A 15,239-nucleotide genomic window follows, 5' to 3' on the forward strand; every position below is an offset into this window, starting at 1 on the left:
TAACTGGTAAATCTATTTCGCTACTCTGAAGTCCGCGTTGTTTATCTATCTACTGGTAGTGGGCGCAGTTTGATAGACGCGCACATAGTCGACATACATTTCGGCGGGAAAAGCCGCTGGATCGATGCCCTCTTGGCCACCCCAGCCGCCAACGGCGACATTCAGGATTAGATGATGTGCCCTGTCAAATGGCCAGCTACCGTCGCCAGTGCCATCATTCTTGTAAAAAAAATACGGCTTTCCGTCTGTCGCGACAATGACCTGATCTTTGGTCCAATGCAAAGCGTGTGTGTGGTAATCTCCGCAAGCGGTTTCGGACCTTGTAGTCGTTCCCACTTGCGTCCCTAAGACGTGATTGTAATCACGCGTATGCACTGTGGCGTGAAAGGTATCCGTGTCCCAGCCGACATATTCCATAATATCGATTTCGCCACTGTCTGGCCATTTGCCGCTCTCTTCTGGGAGGGTCCATATAGCGGGCCAGAGTCCACGGCCACAAGGCAGCTTGGCTCGTACTTCAATATAACCATATTTCCAGCTTGCCTTGCCTTTTGTGAAAAGACGAGCGGATGTATAGCTCTGGCGGCCCCAGTCCGCATGATCGTTAGAATTGAGAGTCTCTTCACGGGCTGTGATAATGAGGTTGCCCTCTTCGACACGCGCATTTTCCGAGCGTTCGGCGCCGTAATACTGTTTTTCCTCGTTCCACCACCCGTCCTTGTTGCGAGAGGTGTCATAGGCCCAACGGTCGGTCTGGGGGAGTCCGTCCACATCAAATTCATCCGACCAGACAAGATCGTACCCCTCAGGGATGGAAAGTGAGATTGGAATGTGAGTGAGTTGTTTCGGCGGCGCGGCGGCGCAGGCCGTGATGATCAGAGAGAAGAGCGAAACGCGAACGAATGACATCATGAGATGACCATAGTTGTCGCGAATACCATACTCATCTTCAGTCTTTATGACCCCATCTGCCCGCGATGGCGCAGCATATGATCGGCTAGCGTTACGGCCATCATCGCTTCGGCGACGGGTACGGCGCGGATGCCGACGCAGGGGTCGTGGCGACCTTTCGTGCGCACGTCGATTTCTTGGCCTTTGGCATCGATGCTTTTAACTTTGGTCAGCATAGAGGAGGTCGGTTTAATCGCGAGGCGCGCTGTGACCGTATCACCATTGGAGATACCGCCCAAAATTCCGCCAGAGTGATTGCTCAAGAAATCAGGTGCGCCGTCTTTCATGCGGATTTCATCGGCGTTTTGTGTACCGCTCCACCGCGCGGCTTCAAAGCCCGCGCCAATTTCAACACCTTTGGCGGCATTGATGGACATCAAACCCATCGCAAGGTCGCTATCGAGTTTGCCGTAAACTGGCGCGCCCCAACCTGCAGGAACGCCTGTCGCTTCCACATGGATAATTGCGCCGACCGAGTTGCCGTCTTTGCGTACGCTATCGAGATAGGATTCCCAGTCTTTAGCGGCTTCGGCGTCGGGGCACCAAAATGGGTTTTGCGGGACTGTGTCCCAATCCCAATTGGACGCGTCAATTTTCTGATCGCCAATAGAGACAACCGCACCGCGAATTTCGATGCCATCACCTAGAACTTTGCGGGCAATTGCGCCTGCGGCGACACGGTTGGCTGTTTCGCGCGCAGAACTTCGCCCGCCACCACGATAATCGCGAATGCCATATTTCGCGTCATAGGTGAGGTCGGCATGGCCGGGACGATAGCGGTCTTTGATTTCGGAATAATCGCGGGAACGCTGGTCCGTGTTTTCAATCAACAGCGAAATTGGCGTTCCCGTTGTCTGGCCTTCAAAAACACCCGAGAGGATTTTTACCGCGTCAGGTTCATTGCGTTGGGTGACAAAACGCGATGTACCGGGGCGACGCTGGTCGAGAAAGGTCTGAATATCGGCTTCCGTCAAGGGAATGCGCGGCGGGCAACCATCAACGACACAGCCAATGGCGGGACCGTGGCTTTCGCCCCACGTCGTGAAGCGGAATAAATGACCAAAGCTATTATGTGACATGGGCGCGTCTTTAACGCTCGATGTCGCATTTGGCTATGGCGGAAATTCGGGAGAATTTCTGGCGATTGTCGCGTTTATTGACTCTTAGTCCGTGCGGATTTACTCGAGTAGGGAACAGAATTGGAATTGGTTTAATGAACAACTGACACCGCTAACGCGGAACCAGTATCAGAAGGTGTCCCGCGCAGGCGGATGAGCACCTAAACTTTTCCAAATTTTCCAAAGACTTTAATTATGAAAAAACTAACAGGGAAAACATGTCTCGTAACGGGGGCTGCGCGCGGCATTGGTGAAGCGATCGCGCGGGCGTTTAAAGACGAGGGCGCAACGGTCATTCTGACAGACGTGGATGTGGAGGCAGGCGAGGCACTTGCCAAGGAACTCCAATCACGCTTTTTCAGACTGGACGTTTCGGATGAAGCCGATTGGCTCCGCTTCGCCGAAGAGGTCCCCACGCTTGACGTTGTTGTCAACAACGCAGGGATAACTGGGTTTGAAACGTCAGACGGCATCGCGCCGCCCGCCCATGATCCTGAGAATGCGAGCTTAGACGCGTGGCGAGCCGTTCACGCCGTCAATCTAGACGGGACTTTCTTGGGTTGTCGCTACGCAATTCGCGCCATGCGGGCAAAAAAAACCGGGTCAATTATCAACATTTCCTCGCGATCTGGCATGGTCGGTATTCCCATGGCCGCAGCCTATGCCTCGTCTAAAGCCGCCATTCGCAACCACACGAAATCGGTCGCCTTATATTGCGCAGGGCAAGGGCTCGCTATTCGGTGCAACTCAATTCATCCCGCTGCGGTCATGACGCCGATGTGGGAACCGATGCTGGGCGATGGGCCTGAGAGAGAGGCGCGTGAAGCTGCCTTTGTGGCGGACACGCCGTTGCGTCGGTTTGGCCAGCCCTCAGAAGTGGCAGCCTTAGCGGTCCTCCTCGCATCGGATGATGCGACCTATATGACTGGTTCAGAGCTAACCATCGATGGGGGTATTCTGGCGGGGTCAGCTGCGGCACCGGGATAGCGGACGGCCAATTGGGGTAGGGGTTGCGCCTCTGGTCGGAATTTTTTTTTCTTCTAGATTGACCTCGTTTAGCAATATCGCTAATTAGCAATTATGCAAAACAGCGTTTTCAAAGCTCTGGCCCATCCCCTTCGTCGCGAGTTGCTTTCAATTTTGCGCGCCGATGCCCGCCTTGCCGGGGATTTGGCGGACATGTTTGACGTGAGTTGGCCAACCGTCAGCCGACACCTCTCCGTTCTCAAGGAGGCTGACCTCGTCATCACTGAGCGCAATGGCAATCAAATCCTCTACCGTTTAAACACTTCGGTTGTGCAAGACGCGGCCGCAATCCTGTTAGGTCTAGCAGGCGTCAGCGCGGCGGAACCTGAAGCATTCCAAAGTGAGACAAAATTCGAAACGAAGCACTCTGACGCAAAACATGACGCCAAGCGGGAAGATTTAGACGCGACGAAAAGGAGACGGACATGATCCGCACAGGTTTGATTTGGAGTACTTTTCTTATCGGCGTGATGGTGGCGATGGCGCTCTATGTGCAAGTTGATATCTCCGACGCCACGCAAGTCCCGATCCATTGGAACGCGCAAGGGGAAGTGGACGGATACGCCACTCCGTCTGAAGCCATGCTTGTTTTTTGGATACTGATTGGAACGGCCATATTCACGAGTGGATTGCTTGCTGCGCTATTATTGACGCCCGGCTTGCAAGAGGAATTGGCCAAATTTCGCGGGTTATATCTTGGGATTTGGTTGGGCACAGTCGGCATATTCGTAGCGATCGCGCTTATTTTGGGATGGGTTTTGATACAAGCTGGAGACGGTGGCGCAGGTGAGCCGTCGGGTCAGGTTTTCTTGATTTTTACGCGCGGTATTTTAGCGTTTAGCGCCATGCTCTTTATGATTTTGGGAAATTATATGCCGAAAACGCGGCAGAATGGCGTGGTCGGGATCCGAACCCCTTGGAGCCTCGCCTCGACAGATAATTGGGAGCGGACGCATCGTATGGCCGGGCCAATGATGATGGGCGCTGGATTAGTGGCGCTGCTCTCTTCGATATTCTTGCCGCTCTTGTTAAGCGGAATGGTCTTCACCGCTGCGATATTGATCGGGTCACTGGTGCCTGTGTTTTATTCCTACAGAATTTCGTCGGCCAAGTAGGCGCGGCGGCGTTTGCCTTAAAAAGCTCGCCCACCAGCGCGCACGCGAATAGCCTGCGGGGCAGGCGGGATCAGCGTTTCAAACGCATCCTTGGCCTGAAGGAAAGCTGTGACGTTTCCATAGGGGCTGTCAGGGTGAAAAAACTTAGCCTTTTTGCGCCAAGCCGCGCGGATATCGCTTTCGCGGGCGCTCATTGACAAGCCGAGGGTAAGGAGGGCGTGCTGACGTGTCATGTGACAAATTTCCCATTCTTAAGGCATGGTTGAAATTCATGCTTAATTTTCTCTAATCAACCAGCTAGGCCTTAACAGCTTGCCAAGAGGCATGGTTAATTTTGGGTTATTTGCAGAAATTATGACAGATTCTATCATTCCCCCTACACCCAGCCGCGCGGATTATCTCGATAATGGCCCACGCAAAATGGGATGGCTTGAAGCTGACGAGCCGATTTCGTTGTTTCAAAAATGGCTAGCGAAGGCGGGAGAGACGGAACCCAATGACCCCAACGCCATGAGCCTTGCGACTGTGGACGCAAACGGGATGCCCGATGTGCGGATCGTTTTGCTCAAAGGCCTGAGCGAAACGGGGTTCGTATTTTACACGAATGGGAAAAGCCCTAAGGGACGACAATTAGCCGAAACGGGAAAAGCAGCACTCTGTTTTCATTGGAAAAGCTGGCATCGCCAAATTCGCGTGCGTGGAGCGGTGACACCTGTTTCAGACGCAGAGTCTGATAGCTATTTCGCGGAACGGGCGAGGGGCTCTCGAATTGGGGCTTGGGCGTCGGATCAATCGCGGCCAGTGGCATCGCGTGAGGCGATGGTAGATCAAGTCGAAGCCGTTGAAGCGCGATTTGCCGATACAGATGTCCCGCGTCCGCCGCATTGGCACGGCTGGTGCGTCGCGCCAGACGAAATTGAATTCTGGCAAGATGGGGCTTTCCGTTTGCATGATCGTATTCTATTCAAACGCCAGAATGCGGGCGGTTGGACCAAAACACGCCTCTATCCATAAGGAACGACGCTATGGCCGACCCAATCAACACGCCTGAACCTGCAAATGATATTGCAATCCTGCCAAAAGAAAGCGGCGCAAAGCGAAGGAATTTACGGAGTTGGATAAATCGGCTGACATGGGCGTTGATTATTCTCGTGCCGCTCGTCTTCGCGGTTGCGGCGATTGGTTACAAACTTGGCCTATTTGATCTTGGATTTGCGTTTCGTACGCTCAATCAAAAAGCGGGCCTTTGGCTTTCCATGCTCAGCGGTGTCTTCGGGCTTATTAGTCTGATTTTGGCATTTGTCGTGACTCCACGCAAAGGGTTGGTCGCTGGTGTCATTGGGCTTTTGATCGGGGGCTTTGCCCTGGGCAAATTGGCGGCTACCAAAAACGCGGTCTATGTTGAGCTACCGTTCATTCACGATGTGACGACAGATACTCAAGACCCGCCCGTCTTCGGCACAGTCGTCATGGGCGAACGTGCTAAAGTCAAAGGCGTCAACACGACCGATTATGCGGGCAAAATGGCCCCCGTCTTTAAGGACGAAAAACCCGCAGGTGAAAAGCTGGTTTCTGTATTGCAAACAAAGGCTTTTCCCGAAATTCGTCCACTCGTTTTGAGCGACCCAAAAGATGTCGTTTTTGGCGAAGCCCTCGCCACGGCGAAATCAATGGGTTGGGACATAAAAGAAGAAGACCTCGCAGCCGGCCGTATTGATGCCACTGACACGACATTCTGGTATGGTTTTGAAGATGATATCACAATCCGCCTGCGCGATGGAAAGGGCGGCGGAACAATTGTGGATGTGCGTTCGATCTCTCGCATTGGCGGATCAGACCTCGGGAAAAACGCAGAGCGTGTGAAAGCGTTCTTAGATCGTCTCGCAAAATAAACCTTAAAGCGCGCGATAGCTCTGACCTAATCCGTCAGGGCCATCAGAGCTCACTCTGCCTGTCTCCCGAAGATAGATGATGTGGGAGAGAACGGAGTGCGCAGCCGCTGGGTGAAGTCGTTTGTCGACATGCTGATAAAGCGCGATGACAATATCCATGATCTGACTGTGCCCAGCGCGAATGGCCTCCAATACTTGCGCCTCTCGCGCCAAACGATGGTCAATATAAGCTTGGACGAAGCGATTGGCATCGCGAATTTCGGGCCCATGGGTCGGGCGTATAATATCAAAATTGCGTTCTAAGACGCGGTTTAGGCTGCGCAGATAATCGCCCATATGACCATCTGGCGAAACGACAACTGAGGTCGACCAACCCATGATATGGTCACCAGAGAACAAGGTGTTCTCCTCACGTAGGCCAAAGCAAAGATGATTAGAGGTGTGACCCGGCGTATGCAGGGTATCTATCGTCCAACCGTCACCTTCGAGGATATGTCCGTCTCTTATTTCCACGTCGGGCTTAAAACTTAGATCATGACCTGCTTCTAACGTGACGTCGCTCTCAGCTGCCTCCGCAGAGTGAACACTAAACCCATAAACCGCGCAGCCATGTTTCGCGGCAAGTGGGCGGGCCAAAGGGCTGTGGTCCGCATGGTGATGGGTCACCAAGACATGTGTAACGGTTCGGCCCTCAAGGGCGCGGTCCAGCGCTTCGACATGGTTAGGCGATATCGGACCTGGATCGATCACGCACACATTTTGGTCGCCAATGATGTAAACTCCCGTTCCTGTATAGGTGAACGGTCCGGGGTTATCTGCGATTACGCGTTGGACTAGCGGGCTGACCTGCGTGCAAACCCCATATTCAAAGTCAAAACTTTTGACGAAGGGAATACTCATGACGGGAGCTCCGAAAGTGACCTATAGCCCGCAAAGTCACGGGGTTGTAATTGCGCTCGATGTCTCCCTGTTTTTCATAGCGAGGGAAATTCAATAGCGACTTTAGTCCTGTCAACGATAAAAAGCGCCCCGTCTAGTCTTGGTCGGTTAGAATAATCGCCCCTAGAAAAATTGGATTTTCTGTTGAATTTTTCCAATTTTGAAAATTAATTGTGATGGTTCAGATCTCAATGCTCTGGGCTCTCTCGCGAATCTGTCGGTACGTGCTGGTGGAATAAATGCACGTGAAGGTGCCTAGATTTTCTGAGCGATTTTCAGCTGAGGCGTTCTTTCTGCAGGCCTAACGCCCAGAATTTGATCTCAGATAACTTGCTTTGGTGAATTCGGTGACAAAAATGTCACACAAATCGCCAAATGGCAGAAAATTCTTACGATTTGTTCACACGTGACTTGAAGCGACGGTCCGAGTCTTCTTTAACGGCGGTAAGTGCGGCTTGTCCGCATAACCATATGTTCGGAAGGGGTTCCAACGTGAATGACACGATAAAGAAGTATCTATTGCAATCGACTATGATTGCAGGACTGGCCACAGCCAGTTTCGCCGCGCCAGTATATGCGCAGGACAATAATGACGATTTTGAACCCGTCATTGAAACAACTGACGAAGCTGAAGAAGACGAAGCGCTAGACGAAATCGTTGTCACAGGTTCGCGTATTCGCCGCACAATCGGCGAAGCACCCGTGCCATTGACAGTTATCGATCAAGACCAAGCTGATATCTCTGGCTTCAACAACATTGCTGACTTCCTTTCCGATATCCCGGCGCTTCAAGGTTCTCAGGTTCCTGATGATACGACAGGTGCGGTATTGAACGCAGCGGGTTTGAACCTTTTGAACCTTCGCAACTTGGGTACACAGCGTACACTCGTTTTGATCGACGGTAAGCGCCAAGTCGCTTCATCCAGCGGTACGGCCGCGATTGACGTTGGTACAATCCCATTCATCGCGATTGACCGTACAGAAGTTGTCACTGGTGGCGCATCCTCCCTTTATGGTGCTGATGCGGTTTCTGGTGTTGTGAACTTTATCACGACACGCGATTTTGACGGTATCGAGCTTGATGGTTCCTATGCTGAAGACAAAAATGGCTTCAACGATGGTATCCGCATGTCCGGTATGATCGGCAGCAACTTTGATGACGACAAAGGTAACGCATTCCTCGCTATGGAATATCGTACCACGCAAGAACTGCGTAACCGCGAAGTTGACTTCCTTGAGCGCAACCGTTTCTTCGCTCGTATTGACGACGATGAAAACTCTGACACGGCCATCCGCACGCCAGATGGAAACCCGAACTTCGGTCTTTTCGAAAACGGTACGCTTGATATCATCAATGACGCTGGTGTCCTTCAGATTTTCGCGCCAAGCGCGGTCAACCCAAATGGTACGCGCATTACTTTCGCGCCAGATGGAACTGCGATCCCATTCAACTTGGGTGAAGATCCACGTGCAGGCGGAACTCGCGAAGGTCAAAGCAGCACACTCATCAATGGTGATGGTACAACTTTGAACGGCTTGTCACAGTCACTCACTCCAAAGAACGATACTGTAAACATGATGGCGCGCTTCAACTACGAAGTATTTGAAGATGTAAACTACTACGTCGAAGGCCGTTATTCACGCAGCCGTTCGCAAACGTCGTTCCAGCCGAGCTTCTTCGGTGGCGGAACACCAAACGCAATCGGTACGTCCTCTGGCGGTGATCGTGTTCTCGACCCAGGTCGTTTCGGTCGCAGCTATTTCACTGCCACTGATAACGCCTATCTAGATCCAGCTGCTGGCGCAGCGATTGAAGGCGCTTTTGGTCTTGCTGACGTACAGCGTTTCCAAGCTGAATTTAACCGCTCGCAGGACGCGACACGTGAATTGTTCCGCGTCGTCACGGGTCTTGAGGGTGAATTCACATCCTTCTTTGACGAGAGCCAAAACTGGCTTTGGGACGTAAACTTCAACTTCGGCCGGACAGAAACTGTTAACCGTCAGTTGAACGTACGTTTGAACGATAACTTCTTCGCTGGCGCTGATGCGATCCGCATCAACCAAGATGACCTGAACCAAATCGCAGCTGCTGGCGGTAACGCTGGACGCTTTGCGCTTGGCGACGTTGTTTGCCGGGTTCAATTCCTTGACGAAGCGGGTGAGTCGACTGCGCTCAACTCAATCGGTGCGATCTCTCAGCAAACGATCGATACCTGTGTGCCATTCTCAATCTTCGGTGAAGGTGCTATCTCTGACGAAGCTCTGGATTACATCTCTGCGGACTTGAATGACAAATTCAGACAAGAACAAGTCCAGATTACGGCTAACCTCACAGGCGATCTTGTTGATCTCTGGGGTGCGGGTCCGACATTGTTCGCGGCTGGCCTTGAGTATCGTGATGAGTTCTCCGAAACGGCTCCTGATGAACTGCCATTGAACGCAAACACTTTTGCTAACGTTATTGAGCCAACTGTCGGTTCATTCGATGTCTTCGAAGTTTACGGCGAAGTTGAAGTGCCACTCATTACAGATAAGCCTTTCTTCAAGAGCTTATCTGCAACGGGTTCACTTCGTTTCTCAGACTACTCCACAATCGGTTCCACAGAAACTTATTCCGCTCGTGCTGAGTGGGAGCCATATGACGATCTGTCTTTCCGTGGTGGTTATGCTCTTGCGATCCGTGCACCCAATATCGGTGAACTTTTCCAAGCTGCGTCGCAAACGTTCGCGCAAATCAATGACCCTTGTGACATTATCAACATCGATCTTGGTCCAGCAACACGTGCAGCCAACTGTGCGGCGATTGGTGTTCCAGTCGGCTTTGACCGGAACGAAGTTTCACCAAACAGCCGGAACATTTCGGTTGCAGGTACAATCGCGGGTAACCCAGACATCCTACAAGAAGAGTCGACATCCTACTTTGCAGGTTTGACTTTCTCACCGGATTTCTTCCCTGGGTTCATCGTTGCGCTTGATTACTTCAACATCGAAATTGAAGATGCTGTTGCAAACTTGTCCATCAACGGAATTCTCAACAATTGTGTTGATGGTGCCGCTCCAGATGCGAACTTCTGTAACTTGATCACACGTAACGCTCAGGGCGAAGTCACAAACTTCCTCAGCGCGCCAGTGAACATTGGTTCGTTCGGTTCAGAAGGTATTGATTTCCAAGCTGTCTACACACGTGACCTTGGCGACATCTTCGGAACGTCTGATGATTTGGGCGATATCCGTATCTCGACACAGGGTACACGTTTGCTGTCCCAAACAAGCCAGAGTGATCCATTGGATGACACAAGCTTTGTTGAGAACCGCAACTTTGTTGGTATCCCAGAGCTTCGCTTCAACTTTGATACAACTTACACAATCAAAGATTTGGCTCTGACATACAGCTTGAACTGGACGAATTCGATGCAAGTCTTCGATCGTCGCAACAACCTGTTTGACGCAAACAACAACGTTGGCGGTCGTCGTATTGATGATCCATCGGAAACAGCTGGTTTCAACAAAACTGGTAGCTTCGATGAGCATTCCTTCTCGGCTCAGTACACAATCAAAGACACAGTCGGCCTTCGCGCTGGTGTTGTTAACGTCTTCGACAAAACGCCTCCAGGCTTTGCCGAAAACAACATCTTTGACTTCTTTGGTCGTCGTTATTTCATCGGTGCGAACGTCACTTTCTAGAGACCCGCACCAGATAAGAGTTTCGAAAGCCGCCCCTCGGGGCGGCTTTTTTTATGCGTATGAGACGGAGACTGCAGTCTTAGGGCGTGGGTTTGCAAAACGGGGAGATACGCGTGACACCTCAATATGTTGAACCAATAGGATCCACAGGCGTCTGGGCTAACTTGGGCCTAATTATGGAGGCACGCCCGCGCTCAACTGTGAGGGGAAGGCAGCATGTGACCGTTAATGCGGTGTCAGCCTTCACATAGCGCAAACTGGTTGAGTTTGGACGCCCCAGGGCGTTCTAGGTGCAATTTTATCTTCTGATGGGGCGAGGGGCTTAATTTTTTACACCATTAGGTCATATCGCAAAACGCGCAGGGCAATGGCTGGCCCCAAACCTTGATCTATATGTCGGCACGCAGCCTTGATATAAAAAAACCGCGCTGACTTTCGTCGCGCGGTTTAAAGATAATGCTATGAAAAGCGGGAAGGCCGCTTCTCGCGTTGGTAAAGCCGTTAGAGTCTAACGTAGTTCTGGGATATCGGCTTTCATTTCCTGACCGAAACGCGCGGAATTGCGAGCTCGCAGGGCGGCTTGCACCTCTGGCAGCGCAGTGATTTCGCGCAAGATTTTGACGTCTTCAGCGACTTGTGCCGACCCAGTGAACAGGTCTTCGATCTGTTCCTCAACTGTCTTCTGTCGGGGGAAGATCTTAATGCGTACGTCTTCGTCTGCATCAATTTCGGCCAGCTTTTTAGCCGCATTGATTGCTGTCATGATGCCGCCAAGCTCGTCGACGAGCCCAATCTCCTTGGCTTGAGCTCCCGTCCAAACGCGACCTTTTGCGATTTCTTGAACTCGTTCGAGCGGAAGGTCGCGTCCATTTGCAACGCGCTGGGTGAAATCATCATAGATGTCTTGCAGTTGACCTCGGTAAGCTTCGGACTGACTTGGTGAGAAAGGCGTGTCTGCGGAGTAGGCACCTGCGAATTCGCCGCCGACTGTGATCCCTTCAATGTTATATCCAACTTTGGCAAATGTACCTTCCAATGCAACCTTACCGCCAAAGACACCAATAGAGCCTGTGATTGTTTGGGGGAGGGCAACGATGTGGTCGGCATGCGCGGCAACGTAGTAACCGCCAGAAGCCGCGTATTGACCCATGGAAATGACAACGGGTTTGCCAGCATCGCGGGCGCGATCAGCGGCTGCAAGGATTTGATCCGAGGCTGCGGGACTGCCACCTGGGGAGGAGACACGGAAGACGATGGCTTTCACCTTCTTATCTTTCAACGCGGCGTCAAAGCCGTCCGAAACTGTATCACCGCCCATTGAGATGCCGCCTCCAAAGAGGGAGCCGCCTGAGGATTGACCCGGCAAGACGGCGCCTTGCCCGCCGATGAAGGCGATTGTGCTCTCACCCTTTGTGGTACCAGGGCCGTAATCACTGAGGCTCAGAAAGGCGATCTTATCATTGCCTGTCTTCTTGCGGACATAGTCTTTTGCCTCAGCAAGTTGGCCGAGTTTATCGACCATGCCTGCCGCCATGGCGTCTTCTGCACTGTGAGGCGAAGTCATCAGCACGTCTGTAATGCTCGCGACGCTCATCTCGCGGTCTTCCGCAATTTGCGCTACGGCATTGTCAAAAATGGAAGTGAGGTAGCTCGTCGTGGCTTCACGATGGGCAGGGGTGAAATCCTTCTCCGTGTAGGAGTTCACAGCATTCTTATACTCGTGAAATTGGAAGAACTCGGGGTCGGCATCGAATTTCTCCATAACGCCGCCCAGGAATTCTGTCTCGGAGCGCATGCCAGAGACCGCGAACCCCGTTGTATCTTGCATCCAAATCTCATCTGCTGCGGACACAGCTTGGTAGGACATCGGGGAGGTGCCTTCAAAACCTTGCGCATGGGCGATCACGAATTTGCCTGATTCTTTAAAATCGAGCAGGGCGAGACGAAGCTCCTCAGCGCTGGCCGGCGCCATTCCAAAGTTCTCAGCACGGATAAAGACACCTTTGACCGAATCATCGTCCTTGGCGCGGTGCAGCGCATAAACTGTATCAACCACTGATTTGGGGTTGCCCCCAAACAAGCTTTCGCCGACCGAATGATCAATAAAGGGCTGACGCAAATCCATAGTGAGGACGCGGTCGGGTGTCTTTTGATTGATGGACCCCAAAGAACCTAGCAGGCCAAAGAACATGAAGATAACAATCAGTAAAACGAAAAAGCCGAAAATTCCAGCAATTGTACCTGCTACTGTGATGAAAAACTGACGCATGCGATTCGATCCGTTCTGTGAGCCTAAAAGTATTGAGGTGTAGTATTTGTTGTTAAACGATAAGAAATTACTCGCAAGGGCTAGAATTTTATTTTTAACAGTTCGCCTAAGGCCAGAATATCTGGAACAAATGCGACGAAAGTGGTCTCGCTGACTTTTTTTGAACTTAACCTGTTGCGTTAAAGCTAGCTGCCTATTATGGAGCCGCTCACGCCTGATTGGACATGTAATATTGGGGCGTAGCCAAGTGGTAAGGCATCGGGTTTTGATCCCGTGATCGTTGGTTCGACCCCAGCCGCCCCAACCATGTCCTTCAAATGATCAATGTGTAACCCATTGATTCCTATGCCCCCTTCTGGGGCTGTCCTCTTTTTTGTATTGATTTTGCCTCGTCTGTGGACAAGTCGGGGTGTTCATGTTACTTTATCACATAATAAAAGTGAGCTTGAGTGCCAAAAAGCGCGTAAAATGCCTTGCACTCCAATCGCTGTAATGATTGATTAATAAAAAATGCCCGTGTAAGCGGGATTTCGATAACGCGCCGCTAAGTGCGCGAACGAGTAATTGGAGGACCTGAGTGGTGAACAAAACGACCGCCCGTATTGCGATTTGCATTGGCCTCATGACGAGTGTCCAGCTGGCTCTGCCTGGCTTTGCTTGCGCACAGGACGCCGACATGAAGGCAAAAGAATTTTCGGCGATCCTCGATCAGATCGAAAATGTGAAGCTCGCAACGGCGCAGCGCGAAGTAATGTTGCAGAAGCAAGAAGCTTCAATGGCAAGTATTCGCCAGCAGCTCGAAACTGTTCCTCAGACCAAAGAAGCCGTTCGTGGCATCGTGACCCGTATGACGGCCGAGATTGAAAAAGTTATTGAGTCTGACTTGCCGTTCCGCAAAGAGGAACGTTATGCGCGTCTGGATAGCCTGCGCGAGAAACTAGCAGACGAAAGCTACAGCGACTCCGACTTGTTCCGTCGTGCCATCACACTTTACGATGTTGAGGCGAATTACGGCTACACCATTTCCGCCTACACGGGTGATCATCCGCTTCAGCCAGGGCGGCGTCTCGCGGCTTGCGTAGAAGATACCGCGTCTCCGACGTGCAACCTTTCTAGCGATCAGCAAAAGAAGCTTGAGGCTGGCGAAACGCTCGAAGCCATCTCAGAAACAATCAAAGACGGAAACTACGTCCATTTTGGTCGTATGTCTTTCATCTATCTTGATCTCGACAGCCGTGAAGGCTTTCGTTGGAGTAAAGAAGCTGATGCGTGGGAGCCATTGGCGTCCCGCGATATTATTAATGCGCGTAGAGCGGTGCGGATTGCGCGCGGCGAAAGTGCCCCGGGTGTCGTAACAGCGCCAATTAAAGTGCAAGCCGCGCAATAAGCGTCCTGCGTACAAGTCGATTGCGGTTCGTGACGTGCAAGGCCTTAGGTCAACACGCTCAAATCGCCAAACATAAGCAGCCTGGAAGGAAACCATGTTAAAATCTTCAATCGCCAAGCGCCTGATGTTGGCCGGTGTAACAGTTGGACTGCTTGCCGCTCCGGCACATGCCCAGCTGGACACCGCCTTGAGTATTGCGAAGTCTTCCACGGCTGCCGCCGCTGCGTCTCAGCAGCGCGTCGAAGCCGCCGATGACCGGGCTGATAACGCCATTCGCGAATATCGCGCCGTGCTTCAGCAGAAAGACAATATTGAGCTTTTCGTCGCTCAGCAGGACATCTTCCGCGCTTCACAACTCAGCGAGATTGAGTCGCTGCGTCGTCAGCTGGGAACAGTTGAGCAGATCAAGCAGGGCATGAGCCCAATGATGTTGAAAATGGCTGCGGCTTTGGAAGACAGCATCAAAGCGGACCTTCCGTTCAACTTGAATGAGCGTCTTGCGCGGATCGACAATGTGAAATCCGTTCTGGGTGATCCAAATGTCTCACCTGCTGAGCAGTATCGTCGTGTGTTGAATGCTTACAAAATCGAAGTGACATACGGTTTGGGTATCGACTCATATGAGGGTGCTCATCCGACAATGCCGGGCAATGTGGTGAACTTCATCCGTTTTGGTCGTACGTCGCTGGTATATACATCGAAGGATGAGTCAGACATCGCAGTTTATGATCTGCCTTCGAAATCCTGGAAAACACTAGAGGGTGCCGATGGTATCCAAATGCGTCAGGCAATTCGTATCGCTAAAGGCGAAGCCGCGCCGGGCTTGGTCTATGCTCCCGTCATGGCCGGCAAATAGAA

The 15,239-nt window shown here is 51.9% G+C and carries 13 protein-coding genes and 1 tRNA gene; 9 read left to right on the plus strand and 5 right to left on the minus strand.

Translation table 11 applies throughout. The features are described 5' to 3' along the window. Positions 1–45: 45 nt before the first annotated feature. Positions 46–912, minus strand: coding sequence for a glycoside hydrolase family 16 protein (locus IE073_RS00275; RefSeq protein WP_189579744.1), 867 nt, complete (start codon positions 910–912; stop codon positions 46–48). A 44-nt stretch (positions 913–956) separates the two neighbouring features. Beyond that, positions 957–2,030, minus strand: coding sequence for a chorismate synthase (gene aroC, locus IE073_RS00280; RefSeq protein WP_189579746.1), 1,074 nt, complete (start codon positions 2,028–2,030; stop codon positions 957–959). A 234-nt stretch (positions 2,031–2,264) separates the two neighbouring features. Here aroC and IE073_RS00285 point away from each other — a divergent pair, with 234 nt between their 5' ends. The 3 genes from IE073_RS00285 to IE073_RS00295 all read left to right on the plus strand — a co-directional run bounded on the left by IE073_RS00285 (position 2,265) and on the right by IE073_RS00295 (position 4,210). Beyond that, complete coding sequence (locus IE073_RS00285) at positions 2,265–3,056, plus strand: SDR family oxidoreductase (protein ID WP_189579748.1); 792 nt, start codon at positions 2,265–2,267, stop codon at positions 3,054–3,056. Between the two features lie 93 nt (positions 3,057–3,149). Next, positions 3,150–3,524 carry a metalloregulator ArsR/SmtB family transcription factor gene (locus IE073_RS00290; protein WP_189579750.1) on the plus strand — a complete coding sequence of 125 codons (375 nt, stop codon included), beginning with the start codon at positions 3,150–3,152 and terminating at the stop codon, positions 3,522–3,524. Then, positions 3,521–4,210: an SdpI family protein gene (locus tag IE073_RS00295; RefSeq protein WP_189579752.1), complete on the plus strand. Its 690-nt coding sequence runs from the start codon at positions 3,521–3,523 to the stop codon at positions 4,208–4,210. Before IE073_RS00290 ends, IE073_RS00295 begins: the two co-directional genes overlap by 4 nt. A gap of 17 nt (positions 4,211–4,227) precedes the next feature. On the opposite strand, the gene IE073_RS00300 is transcribed toward IE073_RS00295, so the two are convergent. After that, on the minus strand, positions 4,228–4,443 hold the full coding sequence (locus IE073_RS00300) for a DnaJ domain-containing protein (RefSeq protein ID WP_189579754.1): 216 nt from the start codon (positions 4,441–4,443) through the stop codon (positions 4,228–4,230). Positions 4,444–4,564: 121 nt separating this feature from the next. Between IE073_RS00300 and pdxH the strand changes: the two genes are divergently transcribed. Together pdxH and IE073_RS00310 are read left to right on the plus strand one after the other, a co-directional pair. Continuing rightward, on the plus strand, positions 4,565–5,224 hold the full coding sequence (gene pdxH, locus IE073_RS00305) for a pyridoxamine 5'-phosphate oxidase (protein ID WP_189579756.1): 660 nt from the start codon (positions 4,565–4,567) through the stop codon (positions 5,222–5,224). Positions 5,225–5,235: 11 nt separating this feature from the next. Further along, positions 5,236–6,102 (plus strand): DUF1499 domain-containing protein, encoded by an 867-nt coding sequence (locus tag IE073_RS00310; protein ID WP_189579759.1) that lies wholly within the window; start codon positions 5,236–5,238, stop codon positions 6,100–6,102. Positions 6,103–6,105: 3 nt separating this feature from the next. Here the strand turns inward: IE073_RS00310 and IE073_RS00315 are convergent, their stop codons facing one another. Beyond that, positions 6,106–7,002: an MBL fold metallo-hydrolase gene (locus IE073_RS00315; RefSeq protein WP_189579761.1), complete on the minus strand. Its 897-nt coding sequence runs from the start codon at positions 7,000–7,002 to the stop codon at positions 6,106–6,108. A 531-nt stretch (positions 7,003–7,533) separates the two neighbouring features. Between IE073_RS00315 and IE073_RS00320 the strand changes: the two genes are divergently transcribed. Continuing rightward, positions 7,534–10,725, plus strand: a complete 3,192-nt coding sequence (locus IE073_RS00320; RefSeq protein WP_189579763.1) for a TonB-dependent receptor domain-containing protein — start codon at positions 7,534–7,536, stop codon at positions 10,723–10,725. A 508-nt stretch (positions 10,726–11,233) separates the two neighbouring features. On the opposite strand, the gene sppA is transcribed toward IE073_RS00320, so the two are convergent. Next, positions 11,234–12,994: a signal peptide peptidase SppA gene (sppA, locus tag IE073_RS00325; protein WP_189579765.1), complete on the minus strand. Its 1,761-nt coding sequence runs from the start codon at positions 12,992–12,994 to the stop codon at positions 11,234–11,236. A gap of 233 nt (positions 12,995–13,227) precedes the next feature. On the opposite strand from sppA, the gene IE073_RS00330 reads away from it, so the two are divergent. From IE073_RS00330 to IE073_RS00340, 3 genes are all read left to right on the plus strand, one after another. Continuing rightward, a tRNA-Gln gene (locus IE073_RS00330) sits at positions 13,228–13,301 on the plus strand. Positions 13,302–13,574: 273 nt separating this feature from the next. After that, the gene (locus IE073_RS00335; protein ID WP_189579767.1) at positions 13,575–14,381 is read left to right on the plus strand and encodes a DUF3450 family protein; all 807 of its coding nucleotides are present in this window, start codon (positions 13,575–13,577) and stop codon (positions 14,379–14,381) included. Positions 14,382–14,475: 94 nt separating this feature from the next. Next, complete coding sequence (locus tag IE073_RS00340) at positions 14,476–15,237, plus strand: DUF3450 domain-containing protein (protein ID WP_189579769.1); 762 nt, start codon at positions 14,476–14,478, stop codon at positions 15,235–15,237. Positions 15,238–15,239: the final 2 nt, after the last annotated feature.

This window comes from Litorimonas cladophorae (assembly GCF_014652455.1).
In the GTDB taxonomy this organism is placed as follows: Bacteria; Pseudomonadota; Alphaproteobacteria; order Caulobacterales; family Maricaulaceae; genus Litorimonas; species Litorimonas cladophorae.